The sequence below is a fragment of the Mucilaginibacter straminoryzae genome, assembly GCF_022953055.1.
GTDB lineage: Bacteria > Bacteroidota > Bacteroidia > Sphingobacteriales > Sphingobacteriaceae > Mucilaginibacter > Mucilaginibacter straminoryzae.
This window is the reverse complement of record NZ_JALJEJ010000004.1, coordinates 217,803-243,786: the sequence shown is the minus strand read 5'-3', so window position 1 is coordinate 243,786 and position 25,984 is coordinate 217,803. Positions and strand designations below refer to the sequence as shown.

The 25,984-nt window shown below is 44.9% G+C and carries 24 protein-coding genes; all 24 read left to right on the top strand.

All coding sequences use genetic code 11. The features are described from left to right. Positions 1 to 19 precede the first annotated feature (19 nt). The 24 genes from MUY27_RS10595 to MUY27_RS10480 all read left to right on the top strand — a co-directional run bounded on the left by MUY27_RS10595 (position 20) and on the right by MUY27_RS10480 (position 25,889). A complete protein-coding gene (locus MUY27_RS10595; protein ID WP_245129995.1) occupies positions 20 to 1,720 on the top strand; it encodes an amino acid permease in 1,701 nt (566 codons plus the stop codon). A gap of 198 nt (positions 1,721 to 1,918) precedes the next feature. Continuing rightward, positions 1,919 to 2,650, top strand: coding sequence for a bifunctional demethylmenaquinone methyltransferase/2-methoxy-6-polyprenyl-1,4-benzoquinol methylase UbiE (ubiE, locus tag MUY27_RS10590; protein ID WP_245129994.1), 732 nt, complete (start codon positions 1,919 to 1,921; stop codon positions 2,648 to 2,650). Then, a complete protein-coding gene (gene porT, locus MUY27_RS10585) occupies positions 2,651 to 3,394 on the top strand; it encodes a type IX secretion/gliding motility protein PorT/SprT (protein ID WP_245129993.1) in 744 nt (247 codons plus the stop codon). 43 nt (positions 3,395 to 3,437) lie between these two features. After that, a complete protein-coding gene (locus MUY27_RS10580) occupies positions 3,438 to 4,199 on the top strand; it encodes an SDR family oxidoreductase (protein WP_245129992.1) in 762 nt (253 codons plus the stop codon). A 61-nt stretch (positions 4,200 to 4,260) separates the two neighbouring features. Continuing rightward, complete coding sequence (locus tag MUY27_RS10575) at positions 4,261 to 4,701, top strand: GatB/YqeY domain-containing protein (protein WP_245129991.1); 441 nt, start codon at positions 4,261 to 4,263, stop codon at positions 4,699 to 4,701. A 119-nt stretch (positions 4,702 to 4,820) separates the two neighbouring features. Continuing rightward, positions 4,821 to 5,588: an alpha/beta fold hydrolase gene (locus MUY27_RS10570; protein WP_245129990.1), complete on the top strand. Its 768-nt coding sequence runs from the start codon at positions 4,821 to 4,823 to the stop codon at positions 5,586 to 5,588. Between the two features lies 1 nt (position 5,589). After that, a complete protein-coding gene (locus tag MUY27_RS10565) occupies positions 5,590 to 6,249 on the top strand; it encodes a CBS domain-containing protein (protein WP_245129989.1) in 660 nt (219 codons plus the stop codon). Between the two features lie 4 nt (positions 6,250 to 6,253). Beyond that, complete coding sequence (locus MUY27_RS10560) at positions 6,254 to 7,141, top strand: NAD kinase (RefSeq protein ID WP_245129988.1); 888 nt, start codon at positions 6,254 to 6,256, stop codon at positions 7,139 to 7,141. 9 nt (positions 7,142 to 7,150) lie between these two features. Beyond that, a complete protein-coding gene (porG, locus tag MUY27_RS10555) occupies positions 7,151 to 7,951 on the top strand; it encodes a type IX secretion system protein PorG (protein WP_245129987.1) in 801 nt (266 codons plus the stop codon). Between the two features lie 144 nt (positions 7,952 to 8,095). Next, positions 8,096 to 8,620: an ExbD/TolR family protein gene (locus tag MUY27_RS10550; protein ID WP_245129986.1), complete on the top strand. Its 525-nt coding sequence runs from the start codon at positions 8,096 to 8,098 to the stop codon at positions 8,618 to 8,620. Between the two features lie 290 nt (positions 8,621 to 8,910). Next, positions 8,911 to 9,651, top strand: coding sequence for an isoprenyl transferase (locus MUY27_RS10545; protein WP_245129985.1), 741 nt, complete (start codon positions 8,911 to 8,913; stop codon positions 9,649 to 9,651). 61 nt (positions 9,652 to 9,712) lie between these two features. Further along, positions 9,713 to 12,268 carry an outer membrane protein assembly factor BamA gene (gene bamA / locus MUY27_RS10540; protein ID WP_245129984.1) on the top strand — a complete coding sequence of 852 codons (2,556 nt, stop codon included), beginning with the start codon at positions 9,713 to 9,715 and terminating at the stop codon, positions 12,266 to 12,268. 8 nt (positions 12,269 to 12,276) lie between these two features. Continuing rightward, a complete protein-coding gene (locus MUY27_RS10535; protein WP_245129983.1) occupies positions 12,277 to 12,807 on the top strand; it encodes an OmpH/Skp family outer membrane protein in 531 nt (176 codons plus the stop codon). 51 nt (positions 12,808 to 12,858) lie between these two features. Further along, positions 12,859 to 13,371, top strand: a complete 513-nt coding sequence (locus tag MUY27_RS10530) for an OmpH/Skp family outer membrane protein (RefSeq protein ID WP_245129982.1) — start codon at positions 12,859 to 12,861, stop codon at positions 13,369 to 13,371. A gap of 64 nt (positions 13,372 to 13,435) precedes the next feature. Then, positions 13,436 to 14,272: a glutamate racemase gene (murI, locus tag MUY27_RS10525; RefSeq protein WP_245129981.1), complete on the top strand. Its 837-nt coding sequence runs from the start codon at positions 13,436 to 13,438 to the stop codon at positions 14,270 to 14,272. A gap of 400 nt (positions 14,273 to 14,672) precedes the next feature. Continuing rightward, on the top strand, positions 14,673 to 15,743 hold the full coding sequence (locus MUY27_RS10520) for a complex I subunit 1/NuoH family protein (RefSeq protein ID WP_245129980.1): 1,071 nt from the start codon (positions 14,673 to 14,675) through the stop codon (positions 15,741 to 15,743). 6 nt (positions 15,744 to 15,749) lie between these two features. Then, complete coding sequence (locus tag MUY27_RS10515) at positions 15,750 to 16,337, top strand: NuoI/complex I 23 kDa subunit family protein (RefSeq protein ID WP_245129979.1); 588 nt, start codon at positions 15,750 to 15,752, stop codon at positions 16,335 to 16,337. Further along, on the top strand, positions 16,334 to 16,882 hold the full coding sequence (locus MUY27_RS10510) for an NADH-quinone oxidoreductase subunit J family protein (RefSeq protein ID WP_245129978.1): 549 nt from the start codon (positions 16,334 to 16,336) through the stop codon (positions 16,880 to 16,882). Before MUY27_RS10515 ends, MUY27_RS10510 begins: the two co-directional genes overlap by 4 nt. After that, the gene (gene nuoK / locus MUY27_RS10505; protein ID WP_338042663.1) at positions 16,879 to 17,184 is read left to right on the top strand and encodes an NADH-quinone oxidoreductase subunit NuoK; all 306 of its coding nucleotides are present in this window, start codon (positions 16,879 to 16,881) and stop codon (positions 17,182 to 17,184) included. The genes MUY27_RS10510 and nuoK overlap by 4 nt, the downstream gene beginning before the upstream one ends. A gap of 3 nt (positions 17,185 to 17,187) precedes the next feature. After that, positions 17,188 to 19,245: an NADH-quinone oxidoreductase subunit 5 family protein gene (locus MUY27_RS10500; protein ID WP_245129977.1), complete on the top strand. Its 2,058-nt coding sequence runs from the start codon at positions 17,188 to 17,190 to the stop codon at positions 19,243 to 19,245. Continuing rightward, positions 19,242 to 20,852, top strand: coding sequence for a complex I subunit 4 family protein (locus MUY27_RS10495; protein WP_245129976.1), 1,611 nt, complete (start codon positions 19,242 to 19,244; stop codon positions 20,850 to 20,852). The genes MUY27_RS10500 and MUY27_RS10495 overlap by 4 nt, the downstream gene beginning before the upstream one ends. Positions 20,853 to 20,857: 5 nt before the next feature. After that, a complete protein-coding gene (locus tag MUY27_RS10490) occupies positions 20,858 to 22,363 on the top strand; it encodes an NADH-quinone oxidoreductase subunit N (protein ID WP_245129975.1) in 1,506 nt (501 codons plus the stop codon). Between the two features lie 110 nt (positions 22,364 to 22,473). Then, complete coding sequence (locus tag MUY27_RS10485; protein ID WP_245129974.1) at positions 22,474 to 23,781, top strand: ammonium transporter; 1,308 nt, start codon at positions 22,474 to 22,476, stop codon at positions 23,779 to 23,781. A gap of 200 nt (positions 23,782 to 23,981) precedes the next feature. Continuing rightward, entirely contained in the window at positions 23,982 to 25,889 is a 1,908-nt protein-coding gene (locus tag MUY27_RS10480) for an amidophosphoribosyltransferase (RefSeq protein WP_245129973.1), read from the top strand. Positions 25,890 to 25,984: the final 95 nt, after the last annotated feature.

The following is a 25,984-nucleotide window of genomic DNA, read 5'->3' as shown; positions in this document are numbered from 1 at the left end:
TTTGAAATGATAGCTCCTGATGTCTAAAAATATCTTTCGCAAAAAATCTATCGATCTTATTCTTGACGACGTAGCCAACGGTTTCGGCGATGGCGAGTCGGGCGGCGGACACGCATTGAGCAAGGAGCTAAATACCAGGGATCTTACCCTGATGGGTATTGCGGCGGTAGTAGGCGCGGGCATATTTTCTACCATTGGCGAAGCTTCGTTCAACGGCGGCCCGGGTGTTACCATCCTCTTTGTACTTACGGCCATCACCTGCGGTTTTTCTGCCATGTGCTATGCCGAGTTTGCCTCGCGGATACCGGTAGCGGGTAGTGCTTATACGTATGCCTATGCCTCTTTCGGGGAACTGATCGCCTGGATCATCGGTTGGGACCTTTTGATGGAGTACGCCATCGGGAACATTGCAGTAGCCATTTCATGGAGCGAATATTTTGTGAATTTGCTTGAAGGCTTTCATATCCATATTCCCAAATATTTAACGATGGACTACCTTACGGCCTCGCGCGCTTATGATAGTGTGCAGCAGCTGACAAGGGAAGGCCATTTGGCTGATATTACAGATAAGTTACGGGCAGAAGCGCAGGCCTGGGCAAATGCACCGGCTATCGGCGGCTTTAAGATCATTGCTAATATCCCGGCGTTATTAATCGTTATCATCATCACTTACTTGGTTTACGTAGGTATTAAAGAAACCAAAAAGGTAACTAACGGCATGGTGCTGCTGAAGATAGGGGTGGTGATTGCCGTTATCGTGCTCGGCTTCTTTTATGTTACTCCGGCAAACTGGCACCCGTTTTTCCCGAATGGTTTCAGCGGCGTGATGAAAGGTGTATCGGGGGTATTCTTTGCTTATATCGGTTTCGATGCCATTTCAACAACAGCCGAAGAATGCCGTAACCCACAGCGCGACCTGCCGCGCGGCATGATCTACTCACTGATTATCTGTACCGTTTTGTATATCCTCATTGCGCTGGTATTAACAGGTATGGTAAGCTATAAAGACCTGCAGGTGGGCGATCCGCTGGCTTTCGTATTCGCGAAGATCGGCCTGAAGAAGATCAGCTATGTTATCTCTATCAGCGCGGTTATTGCCACGGCAAGTGTGCTGCTCATTTTTCAATTGGGCCAACCGAGGATCTGGATGAGCATGAGCCGCGACGGCCTGCTTCCTAAAGCTTTTTCACGCATCCATCCCAAATTTCATACACCATCTTTCGCCACTATTGTTACCGGTATTGTGGTAGCGGTGCCTGCACTGTTTATGAACCTTACCGAGGTAACCGACCTAACGAGCATCGGAACTTTGTTTGCGTTTGTATTGGTTTGCGGTGGCGTGTTGCTGCTGCCTAAAGAAGAGCGCCAGCGGGGTAAATTCCGTATTCCTTATATCAACGCCCAATGGATAGCGCCTGTGATTTTTGTAATAGGCGTAGTGGTATTCTGGAAGCCGCTGTTGGGTTTGCTATCTGGCGAAAATCCGCATCATAACTTTCCCTATTTCCTTTTTATCATCCTGTCAACAGCGTTAACGGTGATGGCTTTTGTAAAAAAGCTATCGCTGATACCGGTATTGGGGTTGTTAAGCTGTTTTTACCTGATGACGGAATTGGGTTATACTAACTGGCTGCGGTTCTTGTTCTGGCTGGTGATTGGCCTGGTTGTATACTTTACCTACGGCTATAAGAATAGCCGTTTGGGAAAAATGAATTCTTGATTAAGCCGATTTTTTTACCGCTTTCGTTTCTAATGAGTATTGGATAAGCATGACAATTTAATCGTCTATCATTTGTGCATGCGTTACAAACGCGCGCAAGAGGTAGAATAATTTGGCTAAATCAATCGGTTTAATCCCAACTAATCTGTGTAATCAATCAATCATCAGTGTAATTACAAAAAGCTATCTTTGCGCCTGATGAGCAATACTGTTACGCCTTATAAAAGTGCGGATGCTACCAAGAAGCAGCAGGTAGCAGATATGTTTAACAACATTTCGCACACTTACGACTTTCTTAACCATTTTATGTCGCTGGGTATTGATATTATCTGGCGAAAAAAGGCGATTAACGAGTTAAAAGCAAATCAACCCAAAAAGTTATTAGACGTTGCCACCGGTACCGGCGATTTCGCTATCGAAGCGTTAAAGATGCTGAAGCCGGAAAAGATTGTCGGCGTTGATATTTCTGAAGGCATGCTGGACATTGCCCGAAAGAAGATCAAAACCCGTGAACTGGCGCCACGGTTCGAGGTTACCGGGGGCGATTCTGAAAACCTGCCTTTCGAAACCAATACTTTTGATGCAGTAACTGTTGCCTTCGGGGTACGTAATTTCGAAAACCTGGAAGCAGGTTTGGTAGAAATGCTGCGGGTGTTAAGGCCGGGAGGTAAGGTAGTGATCCTCGAGTTTTCAAAGCCGCGGGTTTTTCCTGTAAAACAGCTGTATAACTTTTACTTCCGCTATATTACCCCGGGTATAGGTAAGTTATTTTCTAAAGACAGCAGGGCCTATTCTTATCTGCCAGAATCCGTTGCCGCTTTTCCGGATGGAAAAGATTTTACAACATTAATGGAGAAGGTGGGTTATAAAAATACCAAAAAACGTGCTTTAACGTTTGGCATAAGTTCCATATATACCGGTACCAAGTAAATGAGAAAAGCTTTATTGCTGTTTATAGTCCTTGCCTGTTTAGCTGTCGGAAAAAGCTACGCGCAGTCTGTTCCGGCCTGGGGCAGGGGATTAGATCAGCAGGATTTTAGCTTTGGTTTTACTTTTCAATACCTACAGAGCGATTTTAAGATTGTAAAGAACCCAAACTGGCGACAACCTTTTATAGATCGTTCAGATCCGGCGCACCCTGTCCAGATCACCGATTCGCTAAGTTCCATTAGGTCTAAAGGGCTGCCCGGTTTTGGTATTGGCTTCCTTGCGCGTTATAGCATTAACCAGTATATAGAGATCCGGACAACGCCGTCGCTTATTTTTTCAGATAAACAAATACTGTATACTTACCGCGACGCCTCGCAGAACGTGCAAAAGCAAATACAAAGTACTTCTTTTGATGTACCGATGCTGCTGAAAATAAAATCCGACCGGATAGGCGATTTCAGAATGTATTTATTAGGAGGCGCTAAGGTTTCTACGGCAATCAATAAAAAGCCCGACGATGCAGACCAGGCATTGACAGATAAGCTGGTGAAATTAAAACGCAATTATGCGTCGTACGAAGTGGGTATCGGATGTGATATCTATTTCGAATATTTTAAGCTTTCGCCCGAACTGAAACTAAGCAATTCTATCGGCAATGTGTTGCTGCCGGAAAACCATCCATACTCGTCACCCATTAGTAAGCTTTTCATGCATACCTTCATGATTAGCCTGTACTTCGAATAGTTAGTTTAAAAAAACATAATTTCGCAGCGGTAGTTACCAACCTATGGCTAAAATTGCTTTGATTACAGGCGCCACCGCTGGGATCGGTGAGGCTTGTGCCCATTTATTCGCTGCACAGCGTTATAACCTGATATTAACCGGCCGACGTGCCGATAGGCTGGAGGCGCTGGCCAACCGGCTGAACGATAAATACAATGTAGAGGTTGCCGTGGCCGCCTTTGACGTACGCAACCGCGATAGCGTGGCCAGTAACCTGGAAAGCTTGCCTGCAGAATGGCGTAATATCGATGTACTGATCAATAACGCCGGGCTGAGCCAGGGTCTCGAACCGATCAATGAAGGTGATCCGGATGATTGGGATAGAATGATCGATACCAACATTAAAGGCCTGTTATATGTAACAAAAATCGTTTCCAACTGGATGGTCAATAATGGTTACGGCCATATCATCAACCTGGGGTCAATCGCCGGGAAAGAGGTTTATCCTAACGGTAATGTCTATTGTGCAACCAAACATGCCGTTGGCGCTTTAAGCGACGGTATGCGGATAGACCTGCTGAAACATGGTATTAAGGTAACAGCAGTACACCCGGGTGCGGTAGAAACAGAGTTTTCTGAAGTACGCTTCAAAGGCGACAGTGACCGGGCTAAAAAAGTATACGAAGGTTTTACCCCTCTGGTGGCCACTGATATTGCAGATACCATCTGGTGGATAGTTTCGCGGCCGGCGCATGTGAATATTAACGAGATTACGGTAATGCCAACGGCGCAGGCTACGGGTACCAATATTTTCAGAAAATCATAACAACCGGGTGATGTAAACTACCATCACAAATAATAACTTAGTAACTTATAATTTCAATCAGATGTCACTCAGTACTCAAATAGATCAGGATATCAAACAAGCGATGTTAGCACGCGACCAGGTAAAGCTGCGCGGTTTACGTGGGATAAAATCAGCGCTGCTGTTGTTAAATACTTCAGGCCAGGAAGTAAACGAGGCCGAAGAGCTTAAACTTTTACAAAAGCTGGTGAAGCAGCGTAAAGAGTCTGCGGAAATTTATAAAAACCAGGGACGTGAAGATCTGGCCGAGGTTGAATTGGAAGAAGTAAGCGTAATAGAGCTGTATTTGCCAAAGCAACTATCGCGCGAGGAGATTGAAGTGGTAGTTAAAAAAGTGATTGAAGCCACCGGTGCAAACAGTAAGGCAGACATGGGTAAAGTAATGAGCGCGGTTAATAAAGAGCTGGCCGGTAAAGCCGAAGGCAAAACAATATCAGAAGTGGTTAAACAATTGCTGGCATAATTAAGTTGCTATAATTGTTGTAACTCTGATTCTATAAAGTATCTTTATGGCGGCTAAATAACCAACTTTTATACTAAATTTAAAAACGGTATAAATTAAAACTTTACATTAATCGGAATATGAATTACGTGCTTCGGGAAGAAAACGGTTTCAGATATATTGAAGAAGGCGAAGGCGAAACCTTGTTGCTTCTGCATGGCTTAATGGGCGCATTAAGCAATTGGGAAAAAGTAATTGAAGCTTTTAGCCCCAATTATCGCGTACTGATTCCGATGCTGCCCATATATGATTTACCGTTGCTGACTACGGGCGTAAAAACCTTGTCGAAATTTGTCCATAAGTTTATAAAATATAAAAAATTAACTAATATTACATTATTGGGTAATTCGCTCGGTGGTCATGTGGCCCTGATCTATTGCCTGGCGCATCCTGAAAATATTAAGACCCTGATATTAACAGGCAGTTCGGGTTTATATGAGAATGCTTTCGGCGGATCATTCCCGCGGCGCGAAAGCTATGATTTTGTAAAGGAGAAGGTAGAGTATACTTTTTATGATCCGGCTACGGCAACAAAGGAATTGGTAGACGAAGTTTTCCAGACCATTAATGACCGTAACAGGGTGATACGTATATTGGCGATGGCTAAATCGGCTATCAGGCATAACATGGGTAAAGAATTACATAAGATTACGATACCCGTAGGCCTGATCTGGGGAAAGAATGATAAGATAACCCCGCCTGAAGTAGCTGTTGAATTTAATCAGTTGCTGCCGGATGCCAGCCTTTACTGGATAGACCACTGCGGGCACGCCCCGATGATGGAACAGCCAGAGCAGTTTAATTTGCTGCTGAGAGAGTTTTTAGAAAAAGTAACCTTAAAAGTATAGTATGGTAGCCCAGGAACTGATCGCCTACGCAATACCGTCGTTACATAGCACTGATACGATACAGCGCGCGCTCGACCGCATGGCCGAGTTCAAGGTACGGCACATGCCCGTAGTGAATGAAGATCAGTTTATAGGTCTGGTAGCCGAAGACGACCTAATCGCCCCGGATCATCAGCTCGCATTAAAAGATATTCAGGTCTCGCTGCTTACTTCATACGTATTCGAAGATCAGCATATCTATGAGGTAATCCGGATTTTTTACGAATCTAAGGCAACCCTGGTACCCGTACTTAGCCTTTCAAAAGCCTACCTGGGTGTTATTACAGTTAACGAATTAAGCAACGCATTTGCAGAACTTACCTCCGCTTCAGATCCGGGCGGAATTATCGTGCTTGAAATGAGTAATAAAGAAAACTCCATGTCGCACATTGCGCAGATCATAGAGTCTGATAACGCACACATCTTAAGTTCTTATACCCGCACTTTCCCGGATTCTACCCGAAACGAAGTAACCTTAAAGCTTAACAAGCAGGATCTTTCTGGTATTTCTGCCTCTTTCCTGCGCTACGGCTATGACGTGAAAGCAGTTTTCGGGGGTAATGATGGTAACGACGATTCCATGGACCGTTACGATTCGCTGATGAACTATCTTAACCTCTAAGCGAATGAAGATTGCGGTTTACGGCAGGCAGTTTAACGATACGGCACTACCTTATGTGAAACTGGTTTTCGACCAGTTTGCCCATGGCCATGCAGAGGTGTATGTTCACCGGCAGTTACACGAATTTTTAAAAAACCGTCTTCCCGATCTGGATTTCCCGGTACTTGAAGAAGGTGTTCCGCTCGCCGGGTTTATCGATATTTTTATCAGCCTGGGCGGCGATGGGACCTTATTGGATACCGTCGCACTGATCAGAGATAGTGGCATCCCGGTTATCGGGATTAATTTCGGTAGGCTTGGTTTCCTGGCCAGTATCAATAAAGGCGAGATTGAAACGGCTATAAAAGCGGTCATCAATGGTGATTATACTTTGGATAGCCGGACGTTGATTAAGATTACATCGAGCGAGCAGATTTTTGGTGAGGATAATTTCGCCTTGAATGACATCACGATTCATAAGCGTGACGATGCGGCGATGATCACCATTGATGCCTACCTGGACGGCGAATTCCTGAATTCGTACTGGGGCGATGGTATCATTATCTCTACGTCTACAGGTTCTACAGCCTACTCACTCAGTTGCGGTGGGCCTATTATTTTTCCGCAGTCAGATACCTTGGTGGTAACACCGGTATCGCCCCATAATTTAAATGTAAGGCCTATTGTGTTTCCGGATGAGTGTACACTTTCTATCGAGGTGGAAACCCGCAGTGCTAATTATTTAATATCTTGCGATTCGCGGACAGAGATCATCAATAAAACAGAAGAGCCGATTAAGTTTAATATTTCAAAGGCAGATTTTAAGTTGAATCTCATCCGTCTGAACAACGAGAGTTACCTGAAAACATTAAGGAATAAATTACTTTGGGGGATTGATGCCCGCAACTATTAGTCTTGCTGAATGCTGAAAAAACTTTTACTCTTTTCTTTAGCGCTGTTTTCCGTTCTACAGTCAATGGCCCAGAAGTGGGATATCGGTATCAGCGGTGGTGGTTCCGGTTACATGGGCGATCTTAATCAACGTAATGTTTTCCAGGTAAGCGGTCCCGCAGTGGGAGGCTTTGTTCGTAGAAACTTCAGCGACTATGTTTCAGCAAAAATTGGCTTTATGCATGGGCAGGTAGTAGCTGCAGACCGTTGGTCTTCTGATGCCGAAACCCAGTCGCGTAATTTAAGTTTCTTTAGCAACCTGGATGAACTGGCGGCAACGGTAGAGTTCAATTTCATGAAATTCCGTCCGGGTATAGACCTGCACGCATTTACACCATATGTGTTTGCCGGTATAGGCGCCGTAAATTTCAATCCCAAAGCATATGATTATAACGGAAATTTGTACGAGCTAAGACCGCTGATGACGGAAGGTCAGTCAAAACCTTATCCCAATGTGGTGATGACCATTCCTTTCGGTGCAGGCGTAAAATATAATTTCTACAGAAATCTTTCTTTAAGTGCCGAAGCAGGTTACCGTATACCTAATACTGATTATCTGGATGACGTAAGCGGCATGTATGCTAATCCTACCAATTTCACGGCTAAACAAAAAGAATTTGCAGACCGCCGTTTATCATCTGACTATGGCAGTTATGGCACCCAACGCGGTGACGGCCGTTCTAAAGATACCTACATGTTTTTCACCGTGTCGTTAACGTTCACTTTTCTATCCAGCGACTGTTACTTCACCAATAGCAACCGATACCGGTAGGCCAGAAGTCTTCTCCAAATGGCCATGATAACGAAGACGTGGAATAGGTGAAAATATTCCAGCACTTCCCGTTAAACCTTCGGTAAATAGTTATATCAAACCATATAACTAACCGATGCTATTCACCTAACTAAACTTTACATCATGGCCGAATTAAACACCTCTGAGAAGACAGGCCGGCGCTCTGGTCTTTCCCGTACAGCAGCCCGTGTAGATCTTACCGCTATGGTTGATCTTGCTTTTTTACTCATTACTTTTTTTATGCTGACCACCACGTTACAGAAGAACAATGCGATGCCGGTGGCTATGCCTGATAAAACGGAAGTTGTTGATGTGCCGGGAGTGCCTGCAAGCAGGACTATGACCGTTTGCCTCGGCAAAAATGATAAGGCCTTGTTATATATGGGAGAGGCGGGCAAACCTTCTTACCAAAAAGTGGTAGACTATGGCCGGATGGGGTTAAGACAATCTTTGCTGGCTAAACAGCAGGATGTAAAGGCTACCACCGGCAAGGATATGATTGTGTTGATTAAACCGAGTGATCATAGCATTTATAATAATCTGGTGAACACCCTTGATGAAATGAATATTGCCAAAGTAGAGCGGTATGCCATTGTAGATATTGCTGATGCAGACATCAACCTGCTTAAGAAACAGCAACTGTATTAAGTTTATTTTTTTGATTTGTTAGATAGTGTGTAGCCGCCGGGTGCTTGTATCCCCGGCGGCTTATTTTTAATTGGGGGTCAAGCCGTTCACCTGTAACTCTTTTCTGTTTTTCTTTAGGCAGTTATAATAAAAAAATTGAAAGTAAGTTTTACCTTTGTACCCTGAAATTTTACGGTCATCCGGCATTTAACAAGCCTGGCAGCCTGTAAGTTTGTAAGCGAGTAAGGCGCTTAAAGCGGCATAAAGCAGATTAGTGATTAAGAAGCCACACAGGTTGACGATCAGGAAGCATGAACTATAAAGAACAGATAGATCCTAATAAATTACCCCGGCATATCGCCATTATTATGGATGGTAACGGGCGTTGGGCAAAGGGCAGGGGCAAACTCCGCATATTTGGTCATCATAACGGCGTACTTTCTGTAAGGGATGTGGTTGAGGGTGCCGGGGAGATCGGCGTAAAATATCTGACGCTTTATACTTTCTCTTCAGAAAACTGGAGCCGCCCCAAACTGGAGGTGACGGCGATCATGGAACTGCTGATCAGCACGGTACATAAAGAAATTAATAAGCTGATGGAAAATAACGTTAGGTTAAATACCATTGGTGATATTGATGCCTTGCCGGTAAAAGCGGCACGTGAGATGCGTGCTGCGATAGAAAAGACGGCTAACAATACCGGTTTAACGTTAACATTAGCATTGAGCTATAGTTCGCGCCGGGAAATAATTCAGGCTGCAAAGCAACTGGCGTTAAAAGCACAGCAAGGTTTGATCCGCGCCGAAGATATCGACGAAGAGATGTTCTCGCGTAGTTTATATACCGCCGAAATGCCAGACCCGGAATTATTGATCAGAACCAGCGGCGAGCACCGTATCAGTAATTACCTGCTTTGGCAAATTGCTTACGCCGAGCTTTATTTTACTTCTAAACTATGGCCTGATTTCAGAAGGGAAGATTTGTACGAAGCCATCCTGGATTACCAGAAGCGCGAACGTCGGTTCGGCAAAACCAGCGAGCAGGTTAACTAATTTCACTTTTAACAATTTTTAACAACTGTTTAAACTATTTTTAGCCCACTTAAATATTCGAATGAATAAACTTCTTTTTGCAATTCTCCTCACTTTTTTAGGTACGGCTGCTATAGCTCAGGTTAGGGGTTCACAACCCCGGCAAACATTTGCACAACCGGTTCCGGCTGATAGTTTAAGCTACCTTAACCCTAAAGATTATATCATTGGCGGGGTAGCAGTTAACGGTGCTAAAAATCTTGATAAAGATGTTCTGATCCAGATCTCCAAACTGAACAAGGGCGATAAGATCTCTTTGCCGGGCGATGCCTCTGCAAACGTTATCCGCAACTTGTGGCAGCAAGGTTTGTTTGACGATGTTCAGCTGAACATCCAGAAAATTAACCTGGATACCGTTTACCTGGAAATATCGGTTTTAGAGCGTCCGCGTTTGTCCCGCCTGCACATCACCGGTATCCGTAAGGGTGAGATTGAAGACATTCAGAAAAAACTGAATGACAAAACAGGTAAAATTGTTAACGAAAATCTGCTGAACACCACTACTGCTATTATTAAAAAGCATTTCCACGAAAAGGGCTTTTTAAATACTACGGTAGATATTAAACAGCGCAAAGATCCGGGAGATGCGAACAGCGTAATACTGGATGTTGCTGTTGATAAACATCAGAAGGTAAAGATCAACGAAGTAATTTTTGAGGGGAATAAGGCATTCAAAGCAGCAACGCTAAAGAAATTCCTGAAAAAGACCCGCGAGAAAAAGTTCTATAATATCTTCGGATCAAAGAAATTCAAAGACGACCAGTACCAGGAAGATAAGCAAACGCTTGTTGAAAAAATGCAGGCCCGCGGTTACCGCGATGCAGAAATTATCAGCGATTCTGTATGGAAGAACGACGAAAATACCGTTAACGTAAAAATTAAAGTTTTCGAAGGCCCTAAATATTATTTCGGTAATGTGACGTTCTCCGGCAACTCTAAATACCCAACTTCTACCTTGGTGAAGATACTGAGTATCAAAAAAGGGGATGTGTTCAGCGAAGAGGAATTAAATAAACGCCTGAGCGGACCAACCACCAATAATGACGACGTTTCTTCCCTGTACCTGAATGATGGTTATTTAACCTATAACTCTGACGCAGTTCAGACACGCATTTATAATGATACGGTAGACCTGGATATCCGTATTTACGAAGGCCCGCAGTATACCATCAACCGGGTAATCTTAAAAGGTAACGACGTAACGAATGATAAAGTTGCGCTTCGTGAGATCAGGACCAAGCCGGGACAGAAATTCTCGAAAGATCTGATTATCCGCAGTACCCGCGAGCTTTCACAGTTGGGTAACTTTGATGAGCAGAAAATTGAACCTAAGCCAACCAACATTAATCCTAATGAAGGTACAGTTGATATTGTGTACAACGTGGTAGAAAAGCCGTCAGACCAGATCGAACTGTCCGGTGGTTTTGGTGGTGGCCAGTTGGTAGGTACGCTGGGTTTAACCTTCAACAACTTCTCGTTACGTAATATCTTTAACCTGAAGGCTTACAAACCGCTGCCAAAAGGCGACGGGCAGAAGTTAAGCCTACGTGGACAGGCGAACGGTAAGAATTATCAGAATTACTCGTTTACCTTCTCTGACCCATGGTTCGGTGGTAAAAAGCCCATCTACTTCGGTCTTACCGCTTATACGCAGTTAAGTTCTACCGGGCAGTATTACGCAAAGACGGATCCGCGTTACAACTATCTTCGTATTAACGGTGTAGGTATTACGCTGGGTAAGCGCCTGAACTGGCCGGATAACTATTTCCAGTTGAACTACTCGTTAAACTTCGACCACTATAAACTGGATAACTTTACCGGTTACCTGTTTACCAATGGTACCTCTTACAATATCAAGTTAACGCAGGAGTTAAGCCGTAACTCGTTAGATGCCCCGATCTATCCAACCCAGGGTTCTAATATTAAGTTCACCATTCAGGTTACGCCGCCATACTCTTTGTTCAATAGCACCAACTATGCAATTGCAACGCCAGAGCAGCGTTACCAATTTGTAGAATACCACAAGTGGAAGTTTGATGCGCAATGGTTCACCCGCATCACCGGTAAATTGGTTCTGATGTCACAGGTGCGCTTCGGCTTCCTCGGTACCTATAACAAGTTAGTAGGTCAGTCACCGTTCGAAAGGTTTAAACTCGGTGGCGACGGTATGCAGACTTATCAGTTCCTGCAGGGTAGCGAGATCATCGGTTTAAGAGGTTACCGTAACTTCTCTATTGTTCCGGTAGGTTCAAACTATAACCCGGATACCAACCCAGGTAGCCCTATTTATAACAAATACACACTGGAGTTAAGACACCCGGTAATTGCCAGCCAGTCTGCAACTATCTTCGTTGAAGCATTTGCAGAAGGCGGTAACGTATGGAACAATTTTAGCCAGTTTAATCCGTTTAATGTTCGTCGTTCGGCAGGTATTGGCGCACGTATATTTTTACCTATCTTTGGTTTGCTTGGGCTTGATTATGGTTATGGGTTTGATAAGATACCGGGTATTCCGGATGCAAACAAAGGCCAGTTCCACTTCTCTATTGCTCAGAGCTTAAGCGGAGGATTTAATTAATTTTTATAATGAAGAAGTTAATTTTAACATTATTTATATCATTTACGGCTATTGCCGGCGCTTTTGCACAACGTTTTGCTTATGTTGACTCTGAGTACATCTTAAAGCATGTACCTGAATATGCAGCGGCTCAGTCGCAGTTAAAAACGTTGTCAGAAACGTATCAACGGCAGGTAGATGATCGTTTCCAGGAGATCGACCGCCTGTACAAAGCGTATCAGGCAGACCAGGTGCTGATGACGGCAGATATGCGTAAAAGACGCGAGAGCGAAATTGTGATGAAAGAAAAGGAAGCGAAAGACTTCCAGCGTTCTAAATTCGGGCCGGATGGCGAGCTGGCTAAACGTAGTACAGAATTGATTAAACCCGTTCAGGATCGTGTTGCTAAAGCTGTACAGGCTTTGGCAGAAAGCGAAAACCTGGACATGATATTTGACAAAAACAGCGAGGTAATGATGCTTTATGCCAATCCACGGTACGATAAAAGCGCCGATGTGATTACCCGCTTAGGATTAAAGCCCGGAGTTTTTGCCAAGTGATAATTTTTATCTAAAATCGTAGTAAATTAAATAAAAGACAAAGAACAGAAAATGAAAAAACTATTGAGAGTTGCTTTAGTTGCGGGTTGTATGTTGCTGGCGGGTAATTTTGCAAAAGCACAAAGCAAAATGGGTTACATCAACTTTAATCAGCTGGTGGAACAAATGCCGGAAATTAAGACTGTTAAAACCCAGCTCGACGCTTACCAGAAGCAATTTATGGATCAGTTGCAAACCATGAATACCGAGCTGCAAACCAAAGCTCAGGATTATGATGCAAAACGTGCAACCATGACAGACGCTATCCGTACTGCTAAAGAAACCGAATTGCAGGATATTCAAAAACGAATGCAGGATTATCAGAACAACGCTAGTCAGCAAGTTCAGGCTAAAAGCAACGAGCTTTCTAAGCCGATCATCGACAAAGCACGGACCGCTATTTCTGCTGTAGCTAAAGAAAAAGGTTATACTTATGTGTTAGATACTACACAAACAGACCTTATTGTTGCGCCGCCTGCAGACGACCTGATGGCTGCTGTTAAACTAAAATTAGGTTTAAAATAACATTTTGACGTAAACATTAACGAAGCGCGGCTGATAACAGCCGCGCTTTTTTTATTTTTGTATAGTGATAACCAATCAGCCCATCGGTATTTTCGACTCCGGCATCGGCGGACTTACCGTCTTCAGTTCCATCCTGAAAGCGCTTCCACAATACGATTACATTTACTTTGGTGATAATGCCCGTGCGCCTTACGGCAGCCGTTCATTCAACACCATCCATCAATATACCTGGGAGTGTGTGCAATGGTTATTTCAACAGGGTTGCCCGCTGGTGATCCTGGCTTGTAACACAGCTTCGGCACGCGCATTACGTACCATTCAGCAGCAGGACCTTGAAAAGGCCGGTTACCAGGACAGGCGCGTTTTGGGCGTGATCAGACCGACTGCAGAAGTGATCGGCAATTATTCTGATACGAAACAAATTGGTGTGCTGGGTACAAAAGGAACGGTAAACTCAGGCTCTTACTTATTGGAAATAGTTAAGTTCGCCCCGGAAGTTAAAGTTTATCAGCAGGCTTGTCCGTTATGGGTACCCTTGATAGAGAACGGTGAACATGAAAAGCCGGGCGCAGACTATTTCATTAAAGAATACCTCGACCAGTTGATGGGGCAGTGTAAAGATATCGACACCTTATTATTGGCATGTACCCATTACCCACTTTTGGCCGAAAAGATAAAGGCCAACCTGGCCGAGAACTTTACCGTGGTTTCACAAGGGGATATTGTAGCGGATAGTCTGGTGGATTATTTAAACCGTCACCGGGAAATGGAAGCGCGTTTAAGCAAAGATGCAACGCGTAGGTTCTATACCACTACAGATGATACCAGCGATTTTGACAACCTTGCCGCCATGTTCTTTCCCGAAGAAGTAAAGGCAAACCATGTGGCGATGAAAGGGTAGCGATAGTTAAAAATTTCTTCTTATTTTTAGAGAGTTGTGGAAAGACTGTCCTTATTACTCCTGAATTTTTCCATTCTGAATTTTTTTTAAAAACTGGTTGCCACAGTTAAAATTCAAACAGACTGTAGTGTGACGAACAGAACATAAGCGCTCTTGAGTGTCGCATCCAGCGCAGACGGTTACCACAGGCTCTGCAGTAGCATAACAAGTACAAAGGCCGCGGTGCCAGCGACGAGTTTTTTCTTGGTTCTTCTTTTTTGACGGCCAAAAAAGAAGAACATCGTTTCACAATAATATCTACTTAACCTTAATTACTCCTGCCTTTGGTTTAATGAACATTAAACTACTTACTTAGTCAACTTTAAGCAGAAATAAGTAGATTTGCCGTCTGTACTAAAAATTGGCAAATTACATCTTATATATTGTTATTGCTGTCGGGCTGTTTGCATTTGCTGCCCTGTTTGCCCTGTTTGCTGTTTACGCCGAACGTAAAGTATCTGCTTTTATCCAAGACCGCATCGGCCCTAATGAAACAGGTAAATACGGCACTTTACAAACCCTTGCAGATATTCTTAAGCTACTTCAGAAAGAAGTGATCAACCCTACCGCTGTCGACCGTTGGTTATACGGCGCTGCGCCGGCAATAATTTTTATTGCAGTTTATATGGGCTATGCTGCCTTGCCCTGGGGGCCAGGCCTGGTACCCTCTAAAATCAATATCGGGTTATACTATATTTTTGCCATCATATCGGTTGAAACACTGGGCATACTAATGGCCGGGTGGGGCTCCAATAATAAGTTTTCGGTGCTTGGCGCTATCCGGTCTGTTGCACAAATTATTTCTTATGAGATCCCTGCGGGTTTTGCACTGATCTCTGCCGTGGTGATTGCCGGTTCATTAGATCTTCAGCAGGTCGCCTTACAGCAAGGCGTGCTATTTCATTCCAGAATGAAATTTTTAGGTTTTTGGGATGTGACGAAGATCGGCGGTTTATTCAGTTGGAATATTTTTCAGGCCCCGCACCTGATGGTGGCTTTTGTGATTTATTTCATTGCCTCGCTGGCAGAAAGTAACCGTGCGCCGTTTGATATTCCGGAAGCAGAGTCTGAGTTAGTAGCGGGCTTCCATACAGAATATACCGGGATGCGCTTCGGACTGGTTTTCCTGGCCGAGTATTCCATGATGTTCCTGGTATCCATGATCGGGGTTATCCTGTTCCTTGGTGCCTGGAACACCCCATTGCCAAACATTGGCGGCTTTGCATTGGCCGACTGGACAACCGGTACTGCCTGGGGCATACTTTGGATAGTTTTAAAAGCGCTGGTCTTAGTAGCGGTACAGATCTGGATCAGGTGGACGCTGCCGCGTTTACGCGTAGATCAGTTGACTGATTTGTGTTGGAAGGTTTTAACACCATTATCGTTTATTTGTATGTTGATATCTGCCGTTTGGCGGGTATGGGTGATGTAACAGGTTATGGGATTAATTAATAGTGCAATAAAAGGTTTACAAACAGCTTGGGTAGGCATGGGCCTTACCCTAAAGCACCTTTTTGCCCTAAAAAAGCGCGACCTGACTCCTATTAAATCAGAAAATTACTTTGATCGGCAAAACAGTACGGCCACTATCGAATACCCGAAAGAGAAACTGCCCATTCCCGAAGTTGGCCGTTACCAGTTGGATGTAGAGATAGATGACTGTATCGTGTGCGACTTATGCGCCAAGATCTGCCCGGTAGATTGTATCGACATTGAGGCCATCAAAGCAACAGAAGCTATCGGCCAAACATCAGATGGCACCACCAAACGTTTATACGCCGCCAAGTTTGATATCGACATGGCGAAGTGTATGTATTGCGGGCTTTGCACCGTAGTATGCCCAACAGAGTGCATCACCATGACGAATCTGTACGACCGTACGGTATTCGATTTAAGTAACCTGACCTACCAGTTTTCGGATATGACACCCGAAGAGGCTGCCGAGAAACGTGCACTGCTTGAAAAACAGCAGGCCGAAAAGCAGGCGGCTAAACTGGCAGCAATGCAAAAGAAGAACGAGCAATGAGCGCAGCACAAATATTATTTGGCCTGATGAGTTTTATTGCACTGGCGTCCGCTGTTTACGTTGCAGCCAGCAATAACCTGGTGCGTTCTGTTTTTATGTTCTTTGTAACGCTGTTTGCCCTTGCCGGGTTATATGTGCTTGCCTTGGCAGATTTTGTAGCCGTTACGCAGATAGTGATCTATGTTGGGGGGATTTTAGTACTGATCCTGTTTGTCTTTATGCTTTCCGGACGGGAAACGCTGGAAGCCATGCAGCATCAACCTAAACGTCTCTGGAAGTTAGCGAATTTACCTGCTTTCCTGATCTGCGCATTATTGCTGATCGTACTGTTCAATCTCTTTATGAATACCAATGCCGATGCTTTGCCATGGATAAAACAGGCGGTTCATAACAACGATGTGATCAAGGCTGAAAACACCATGACGGAAAACATCGGCATTAACCTGATGACCCGTTACCTGCTGCCCTTTGAAGTAATTTCTATTTTACTATTAATGGCCTTGGCTGGGGCGGCTCACCTTTCGAGAAAGGAGGCCGGGGCGTGATCTCGTTAACACATTACCTGTTGGTTGGCGCATGTTTGTTCTGCATTGGGTTGTATGTAGCATTGACTAAACGCAACGCCATCCAGATACTCATCGGCATCGAGCTGATGCTAAATGCCGGGATACTCAATTTAGTGGCTTTCGGCAAGTTCGATAAAGCGGCGAACGGAGGGCAGCTATTTGCCTTGTTTGCCATTGTGCTGGCAGCGGCTACAACCGCGGTGGCCCTGGCCATCATTTTAAATGTGTATCGTCGATATAAAACAATCGACCCTAATAAGGTGGATAAATTGAAAGGTTAAAATTTGGCGCAAACTTTACCATATCAGCAATTAACTACCTGCTACTACGCATTAACTGCTGTGGTACTGCCGGTATTAGCTTTTGCTGTGAACTTTTTTTTGAAGAAAGGTAAAGCCGCAGGCTGGATCAGTACAATCGCTATTGGCGCAACTACCGTTTTTGCTGCTATTGTGTTTAAACAACAATGGAACGCGCCGCTGATTCATGCAACTATCCCCTGGTTTACTATTGGCGGTACCGCGGTTAATGCCGGTATCCTGCTCAATAACCTGTCGGTGCTGTTACTGTTACTGGTGAATGTAATTGCCCTGCCGGTGCATATTTATTCCATGGCTTACATGAGCCACGACGAAGGCTTCAGCCGGTATTTCACTTATCTCAGTTTCTTTTGTTTTAGCATGCTGGCGCTGGTAGTGGTAGATAACCTGGTGCTGTTCTATGCCTTTTGGGAACTGGTAGGTTTTTCATCTTACCTGCTCATTGGTTTCTGGTTCACACGCGATAAAGCCGTTCAAGCCAATAAAAAAGCTTTTATCATGAACCGTATAGGTGATGTCGGCCTGCTCATTGCCATTATGGTTTTGTTCAGCCAGTACCATACTTTCGATCTGAATGCGCTTTTTAGTGCAGACGGCCTGGTGGCAAATTCTACTTTGACTAACGGGCTTTGGATAAACGGTACAAGCACCATTCCTGCGGTTTGGCAGTACTTAGCCTGCGCAGGGTTGTTTCTGGCAGTTGCGGCAAAGTCTGCACAATTTCCTTTGCATACCTGGCTACCGGACGCGATGGAAGGGCCAACCTCAGTTTCAGCTTTGATCCACGCAGCTACGATGGTGGCTGCCGGTATATTTTTATTGGGCCGCGTATATCCGCTGTTTAGCGTACATGAGCTGGATGCGCTGGCGATTATCGGTTGCTTTACGGCATTTATGGCTGCCAGTATTGCCATTACTCAGAACGATTTGAAGCGTATCCTGGCGTTTTCAACCATCTCTCAACTGGGGTTTATGGTAATGGCGATGGGGATAGGCGCGTACGCATCGTCGTTGTTTCATTTGGTTACCCACGCCTTTTTTAAATGCCTGTTGTTTTTGGTTGCCGGTGCAGTGATCCACGAGATGCAGCACATCCGCGATGAAAACAAGCTGGATTTCGATCCGCAGAATATCCTGTACATGGGGGGGCTGCGGAGAAAGATGCCAATAACATTTATCACCGCAGTAATAGCAGGGCTGGCATTAGTGGGGCTACCGTTTACAAGCGGTTATTTATCTAAAGACGGTATCCTGATCCAGGCTTTCGAGTGGAGCGATACCAAAGCGGGAGTGTTCAAAATTATACCAATCCTAACTTTAATTACCAGCTGGCTAACCGCTTTCTATGTGGCAAGGCTTGTGTTTAAAGTTTTCTTTGGTAAGTTCCGTTTATCGGAAGTTAATCCCGGGCTGAAGCTGCATGTACATGATGGCCCCTGGAAATTTAACGTGCCGATGATCTTTTTGGCCATCTGCTGTCTGTTCCCGGTGTTTTCGCTCAATCCGTTTTTGTATGAACATGCCTGGATCTATAAAAGCTTCCTGCCATCTAACTTTTTAGAACGGATGAACCCGTATCATACCATCATCCCTATCGCCCTGAATATTCTGAGTTTACTGGTAATTTACTGGGCTTATGCTGTCTATGTGCTGGATAAGAAGCTGCCACTGAAGCAGAACAACTGGCTGTTTGCTTTCTCATACTATCAATGGTATTTCAATGAGGCTTATCAGAAAGTTTTTGTGCAGCCAGTGCTGGCAATCAGTACCGGGCTTTTTGCCTTTGACAGAAAAGGGATCGACGGGTTGATCCATTTTTTTAACCGTATTATCCTTTGGGTTGCTAAACTATCCGCAGCGATTGACCGCTACGTGGTAGATGGTTTCCTGCACTTTGTGGTGGCATTGGTAAGGCAGATTGGTAATTTTGCCCGCAGCTTCCAAACCGGCCGGGTGCAGTATTATTTGCTAACTACCGTGGTGGCTATTGTTGCCTGGGTTATTTTAAAAATATTGATATGAACCTGCTTACGCTACTGATATTTATACCACTGCTCGCCGGGCTCGTCATTGCTGTGATGCCCTCTTCTCTGCGTGGCAGTTTTAAATATATAACGCTTTTAACGGCTGTTATTCAGTTGGTGTTAAGCGTGCTGATCTACCTTAATTTTAAAACGGGGGCTACACACGCAGGTGTCGTACACGAAGATCAGTTCCAGTTTGTCCAGAAGTTACCCTGGATTAGGCTGAACCTGGGTGGGGTAGGCGACTTGCAGATAGATTATTTCGTAGGGATCGATGGGGTTTCGGTAACACTGCTGGTAATGTCGGCCCTGGTGATGATTGTGGCCGTGATTGCTTCGTGGGAGATCAAAACGAATCTGAAAGGATACTTCATCCTGTTCCTGATATTGGATATGGCGGTGTTTGGCGTATTCTCTGCGCTGGATTTCTTCCTTTTCTACTTGTTCTACGAACTGATGCTCTTGCCGCTTTATTTCCTGATCGGGATGTGGGGTGGTCCGCGGCGTGAATACGCTTCTATCAAGTTCTTTTTGTATACGCTGTTCGGCTCGGTATTTATGCTGCTGGTGATGGTTGGTTTATACCTGTCGGTAAAAGACCCTGTAACCGGTAATCATACGTTTAACATCATCCAGATGATGAACCCGGCTAACTATGACGCCGGTTCGGTATTTTCAGCGCTAAGCCACCAGACTATTTTAGGTATGCCTGCCCGCATGGTAGGTTTTGTAGTGTTGTTCATCGCGTTCGCCATTAAAGTTCCGGTTGTGCCTCTGCATACCTGGTTACCCGATGCCCACGTGGAAGCGCCTACACCGGTTTCTATTTTGCTGGCCGGGGTATTGCTTAAAATAGGCGGATACGGGATCATCCGTATTTGTGCAGGGATATTTCCGGACGCGGCCGTGCAAAGTAGTTATTGGTTAGGGTTATTAGGTGTCATTTCTATTCTTTATGGGGCGCTTAACGCCTTAGCCCAACGCGACCTGAAACGTTTGATTGCTTATTCGTCCGTATCGCACATGGGTTTTGTGTTGTTGGGGATTGCTTCTTTTACCGCAGAAGGTATCAGCGGGGCGATTATGCAAATGGTAAGCCACGGCTTTTTGTCGTCCATGTTGTTCTTCCTGGTAGGGGTGGTTTACACCCGCGTTCACGACCGCGATATCTACAACTTCCGCGGCTTGGCGACATTAATGCCCTCCTACACGCTTTTTGTGGTGATTGCCTTTTTTGCTTCGTTAGGCTTACCTGGTTTTTCGGCTTTTGTTGCCGAGGCTTTTTCATTGGCTGGTGCATTTAAATCGGCCAACACCAACGGCTTATTACCGCAATGGATGGCAGCTTGCGGTGCTTTGGGTATTCTGTTAGGCGCAGGTTATTTTCTCTGGACCTTGCAGCGTATGTTTTTTGGCACCCCATTATTGAAGGGCGGCGAAAGCTGGAAGTTAAGCCTTACTGACATTAACTGGCGGGAACGCTCTGCATTGATCCCGCTGGCCTTTATGGCATTGCTGCTGGGTGTAATGCCTTCACTGGTATTTAATAAAATAAACGACTCTGTTTTGTTGCTGGTTGATTTTACCAGGCAATTCATTAAATAACGATCATGAACGAGTTGCTGCCGCTGATACCCGGACAATTGGAGGATGTGCTGACCAGCCTGCGGTCTTTCGTGCCTGAACTTTGCCTGTCAGGTTTATTCCTGCTGGTATTCCTGACCGATCTTATTGCGGGAAAGCAATCAGCATGGTTATGCCGTTCATTGGTTTCAGCCGGTTTACTGGTGGTACTGTTTACCGATCTGCAGCAGGTGGCCCTGGTTTTACGCGAGGCCAAAGTGCTGTTCGGTAATACCCTGATCTTAACCCGGACGGCAATATCGTTCAAACTGATTATTGATTTCTTTGCGGTGTTCCTGGCGTTGTATGTCGGTTTGGACCGAAAGCTGGAGCAACATCCAAAAGGTTTGGGCGACCTGTATACCATCATCACGGCATCGTTGCTAGGGTTGCATCTGATGACGATGTCCTTCAATCTGCTGATGCTGTTCTTGTCTGTAGAGATGGTTTCGTTAGCGTCTTATCTGCTGGCTGCCTATCGCTCAGAGAGCGGGTTCAGCGCCGAAGCCGGATTGAAATACGTGCTTTTTGGCGCGGTGTCATCGGCAGTGATGCTCTACGGTATATCTTTGATCTACAGTCTTAGCGGCTCACTTAATTACCTTGGAAGTAATATGCTGCCCGGGCTGGCTGCAGCTAATCCGGTATTGGCTGGGTTGGCTGTTGTGTTGACACTTGCCGGATTGGGCTTTAAACTTTCCTTCACCCCGATGCATTTCTGGGCACCGGATGTTTACCAGGGAGCTCCTACACCGGTTACTGCTTATCTGTCTATATTACCAAAAGCATCCGGGTTTGCACTGCTTACCAATTTCCTGATCCCGTTCCTGGTATATGAGAGATGGCACGCTATTGATTTCAGGGTACTGATATCCGTTATCGCTATCGCAAGCATGATCGTCGGGAACTTTGCGGCCATCTGGCAGAAGAATATAAAACGTATGCTGGCCTACTCCAGTATTGGTCATACGGGTTTCCTGCTGATGGCAGTTACCACGTTTACGGCCCAAGGCATCAGATCGCTTACGTTTTACATCGCTGCTTATGCCATTGCTAACCTGGCCGCATTGATGCTCGTCACCTATTTCAGTGACGAAACAAATGCGGAAGACCTGGAGGCCTACCGAGGTCTGGGATTGAAGTACCCTGTAGCGGCAGTTTGTTTTACCATTTCGCTTATTTCACTCACTGGTTTGCCGGCTACCGTTGGTTTTAACGGAAAACTGTTGGTTTTTTCTTCAGTTTATTCCATTTATCAGCAAAATCACTCCATCTGGTTGCTGCTTTTGCTGATTACGGGCGCGTTGACTACAGTAGTTTCTTTATTTTACTACATTAAAGTTCCGCTTTACCTGTTTATCAAAAAAGCAGAGAAGGTAATAGAGGAAACAGAAGAAGGTGCGGCTCCATCTTTATTACCGATAATTATTATTCTTTCTTTTTTAGTGATTTTATTAGGCATCTTCCCTGATTTTTTAAGCTTTTTGCTTTAATCATAATAAATCATGACGTAAATCATATAAATTTTCAGTAAATCCTGCTGAAAATTAAAATTATTTGTATTTTCAGAGCCACTTTAAACCATAGGCTTTGTAGACAAATCATGAAACGTTATCTTCCATTCTTATTACTGGTAGTAGTACTGTTACTTTCCTTTATTCACCCGTCCATCGAACCGGTTACCACGGGCGAAACACCTAAGTTTGATACCGGGGACATAGCCTGGATGCTGGTTTCTACCGCGCTGGTGTTGATCATGACACCGGGGCTTGCCTTCTTTTATGGCGGTATGGTGAATAAAAAGAACGTAATTTCTACGATGCTGCAAAGCCTGATCTGTATGGTGATTGTAACCGTGCTATGGGTAACTTTTGGTTTCAGCCTTGCATTTGGTAATGATATTGGCGGTGTAATTGGTAATCCCGGCACTTACTTTATGATGCAGGGGATGCTGGGTAATGCGGTATGGCCTGGTGCAAAAACTTTCCCTTTGGTACTGTTTGCGATGTACCAGCTAAAATTTGCCATTATTACTCCGGCGTTGATCACCGGTGCATTCGCCGAGCGGATCCGTTTTAACTCGTACCTGGTATTCCTGGTGCTGTTCGCCATCTTTATTTACTCGCCGTTGGCACATTGCACCTGGCACCCGGATGGCTTTTTGGCTAAGTTGGGTGTATTGGATTTTGCAGGCGGTACGGTTGTGCATATGTCGGCCGGATGGGCTGCATTGGCGTCTGCTATATTCCTGAAACGACGTTCGGAAGCAAGCCATTCACCGGCACGTATTACTTATGTAATTATCGGTACTGGGCTATTATGGTTCGGTTGGTTCGGGTTCAATGCAGGTTCTGCCTTGGGCGCTTCTGCCTTAGCGGCAACTGCACTGGCAACTACCACTTCGGCTGCCTCTGCAGCTGGTTTAAGCTGGGTATTCTTTGATATGCTTCGCGGACGTAAACCTTCTGCCATGGGTACCTGTATCGGCGCAGTTGTTGGTCTTGTTGCCATTACGCCTGCTGCCGGTTTTGTTTCTATACCGCATTCACTTGCCATCGGTATTATTTCTGCAGTGGTTAGTAACCTGGTAGTGGAATGGCGTACCCGTACTTCTATTGACGATACTTTGGACGTATTCCCTTGCCACGGTGTGGGCGGTATGGTAGGTATGTTGCTTACAGGTGTGTTCGCACATAAAAATATTAACCCGGTAGTAACAAGTAATGGATTATTTTTTGGCGAAACTCATTTATTTTTAGTACAATTAGGCGCTCTAATTGGTGTATCCATTTTTGCCTTTGCAGGTTCTTTCCTACTGCTTAAAATAACCGACCTTATTTCTCCGTTAAGAGTATCAGTTGATGAAGAAGCTGTAGGGCTTGACATCAGCCAGCACGGAGAGAAATTATAGTGTTGCCCTAATATCTAATAAATATATGTTCCCAAACCCGTCTTTCACTTTTGAAGGCGGGTTTTTTTATGCTATTGTTAACGACGTTTCGGGTAGATAATATTGTGTTAACAATACACTAAGTTTTTATGCTTTAAAATGACAAATCAGAGGGTGTAACTTTATTTTAAAGTCTTAATTTTGCGGTCTCATTTCCAATCATGAGCGATCAGATAAAACACGAGTGTGGCGTTGCCTTCATTCGCTTATTAAAGCCGTTATCCTACTACCAGAAGAAATACGGTACTGCCCTCTACGGCCTCAACAAATTATATTTATTAATGGAAAAACAGCATAACCGCGGCCAGGATGGCGCGGGTGTTGCCACCATTAAGCTGGATGTCGATCCCGGCAAAAGGTACATCAGCCGTCACCGGTCGATGGCCTCCAATGCTGTTGCTGACATTTTCGAATACATCCAGAAAAAATTTGCAGAGGTAGAGCGGGATTTTCCGGAGAAGTTGAAAGACGCCGACTGGCTGAAGGAGAACATGAGCTTTACCGGCGAAGTTCTTTTAGGTCACCTGCGGTACGGCACACATGGTAAGAACAGTATTGAAAGCTGCCACCCGTTCCTGCGTCAGAACAACTGGATGACCCGTAACCTGGTTATTGCAGGTAATTTTAACATGACTAACGTGGACGAGTTACTACAGCAATTATACGAGTTGGGGCAGCATCCGAAAGAAAAAGCAGACACCGTTACGGTGCTTGAAAAGATCGGTCACTTCCTGGATACTGAAGTACAAGGCTTGTTCGACCAGTTTAAGCGCGAAGGCACGGATGACAATATCGCGATCAGTAAAATGATTGCCGATAATATGGATGTGGCTAAAATTTTAAGAAAATCTGCCAATAAGTGGGATGGTGGTTATACCATTGCAGGTATACTCGGTCATGGCGATGCGTTCATCATGCGCGACCCTGCCGGTATCCGCCCCGCTTTCTGCTATTATAATGATGAAATTGTAATTGCAGCTTCTGAGCGGCCTGCTATCCAGACGGCCTTTAATATTCCGTTAGAGGAAATTAAAGAGATTAAACCAGGCCATGCGCTGATCATTAAAAAGAATGGTAAGGTTACAGAAGATCAGTTCAGCGAACCTAAAGAGAAAAAATCATGCTCGTTCGAGCGCATTTATTTCTCCCGCGGAAGTGATGCCTCTATCTATCGCGAACGTAAACAGCTTGGCCGTTTACTAACGCCGATGTTGCTGGAAGAAGTGAACCACGATCTGAAAAACACCGTATGGTCATACATCCCGAATACTGCCGAGATTGCTTTCTATGGTATGGTAGAAGGGGTGAACAAATATGTGAAACAGTATCAGCGCGACCGCCTGCTTAACCGGGACGATAAAATCACCGATGAAGAGTTGCAGGAAGTACTGCAAATGGCGCCTCGGGTAGAAAAGATTGCTATTAAAGACGTAAAGCTGCGTACTTTTATTACCCAGGATGCAGACCGTGGCGAAATGGTAGCGCATGTTTACGATACCACTTACGGCCTGATCAAGAACGATACAGATACGCTGGTTGTTTTGGACGATTCTATTGTGCGTGGTACCACGTTGAAGCAAAGCATCCTGAAAATCCTCGACCGTCTTGGTCCGAAGAAGATCGTGATCGTTTCTTCTGCACCGCAGATCCGTTACCCGGATTGCTATGGTATCGATATGTCGCGCATGGGTGAGTTTGTAGCTTTTGAAGCTGCCATTAGTTTGCTGAAAGAAAGCGACCGCGAAGACCTGATCCTGGAGGTTTATAAGAAATGTAAGGACAGCGTTAACGTACCAAAGGAACAGGTAGAGAACTATGTTAAAGCCATCTATGAGCCTTTTACCGATCAGGAGATATCAGACCGTATTGCTAAGATCATCACGCCAAAAGAAACCAAGGCAGAGGTAAAAGTGATCTATCAAACGTTGGACAACCTGCATAAAGCTTGCCCTGAACACCTGGGCGACTGGTACTTCTCTGGCGATTACCCAACCCCGGGCGGTAATAAGGTGGTTAACCGCGCCTTTGTAAATTGGATGGAAGGTAAGAACCAGCGGGCATACATGTAATTTTTAGCTATAAGGACTAAGGGAGAGGATACGAAGGAAATCCCCGTTCCCTTATTCATTAAATCATACAGGACAAAGAATAGGAATTAACGTTC

Excerpts from the sequence above, each read along its gene's own strand:
- MUY27_RS10595 (WP_245129995.1), top strand. The coding sequence starts at position 20 with ATGTCTAAAAATATCTTTCGCAAAAAATCTATCGATCTTATTCTTGAC.
- ubiE (WP_245129994.1), top strand. The coding sequence starts at position 1,919 with ATGAGCAATACTGTTACGCCTTATAAAAGTGCGGATGCTACCAAGAAG.
- porT (WP_245129993.1), top strand. The coding sequence starts at position 2,651 with ATGAGAAAAGCTTTATTGCTGTTTATAGTCCTTGCCTGTTTAGCTGTC.
- MUY27_RS10580 (WP_245129992.1), top strand. The coding sequence starts at position 3,438 with ATGGCTAAAATTGCTTTGATTACAGGCGCCACCGCTGGGATCGGTGAG.
- MUY27_RS10575 (WP_245129991.1), top strand. The coding sequence starts at position 4,261 with ATGTCACTCAGTACTCAAATAGATCAGGATATCAAACAAGCGATGTTA.
- MUY27_RS10570 (WP_245129990.1), top strand. The coding sequence starts at position 4,821 with ATGAATTACGTGCTTCGGGAAGAAAACGGTTTCAGATATATTGAAGAA.
- MUY27_RS10565 (WP_245129989.1), top strand. The coding sequence starts at position 5,590 with ATGGTAGCCCAGGAACTGATCGCCTACGCAATACCGTCGTTACATAGC.
- MUY27_RS10560 (WP_245129988.1), top strand. The coding sequence starts at position 6,254 with ATGAAGATTGCGGTTTACGGCAGGCAGTTTAACGATACGGCACTACCT.
- porG (WP_245129987.1), top strand. The coding sequence starts at position 7,151 with ATGCTGAAAAAACTTTTACTCTTTTCTTTAGCGCTGTTTTCCGTTCTA.
- MUY27_RS10550 (WP_245129986.1), top strand. The coding sequence starts at position 8,096 with ATGGCCGAATTAAACACCTCTGAGAAGACAGGCCGGCGCTCTGGTCTT.
- MUY27_RS10545 (WP_245129985.1), top strand. The coding sequence starts at position 8,911 with ATGAACTATAAAGAACAGATAGATCCTAATAAATTACCCCGGCATATC.
- bamA (WP_245129984.1), top strand. The coding sequence starts at position 9,713 with ATGAATAAACTTCTTTTTGCAATTCTCCTCACTTTTTTAGGTACGGCT.
- MUY27_RS10535 (WP_245129983.1), top strand. The coding sequence starts at position 12,277 with ATGAAGAAGTTAATTTTAACATTATTTATATCATTTACGGCTATTGCC.
- MUY27_RS10530 (WP_245129982.1), top strand. The coding sequence starts at position 12,859 with ATGAAAAAACTATTGAGAGTTGCTTTAGTTGCGGGTTGTATGTTGCTG.
- MUY27_RS10515 (WP_245129979.1), top strand. The coding sequence starts at position 15,750 with ATGGGATTAATTAATAGTGCAATAAAAGGTTTACAAACAGCTTGGGTA.
- MUY27_RS10510 (WP_245129978.1), top strand. The coding sequence starts at position 16,334 with ATGAGCGCAGCACAAATATTATTTGGCCTGATGAGTTTTATTGCACTG.
- MUY27_RS10495 (WP_245129976.1), top strand. The coding sequence starts at position 19,242 with ATGAACCTGCTTACGCTACTGATATTTATACCACTGCTCGCCGGGCTC.
- MUY27_RS10490 (WP_245129975.1), top strand. The coding sequence starts at position 20,858 with ATGAACGAGTTGCTGCCGCTGATACCCGGACAATTGGAGGATGTGCTG.
- MUY27_RS10485 (WP_245129974.1), top strand. The coding sequence starts at position 22,474 with ATGAAACGTTATCTTCCATTCTTATTACTGGTAGTAGTACTGTTACTT.
- MUY27_RS10480 (WP_245129973.1), top strand. The coding sequence starts at position 23,982 with ATGAGCGATCAGATAAAACACGAGTGTGGCGTTGCCTTCATTCGCTTA.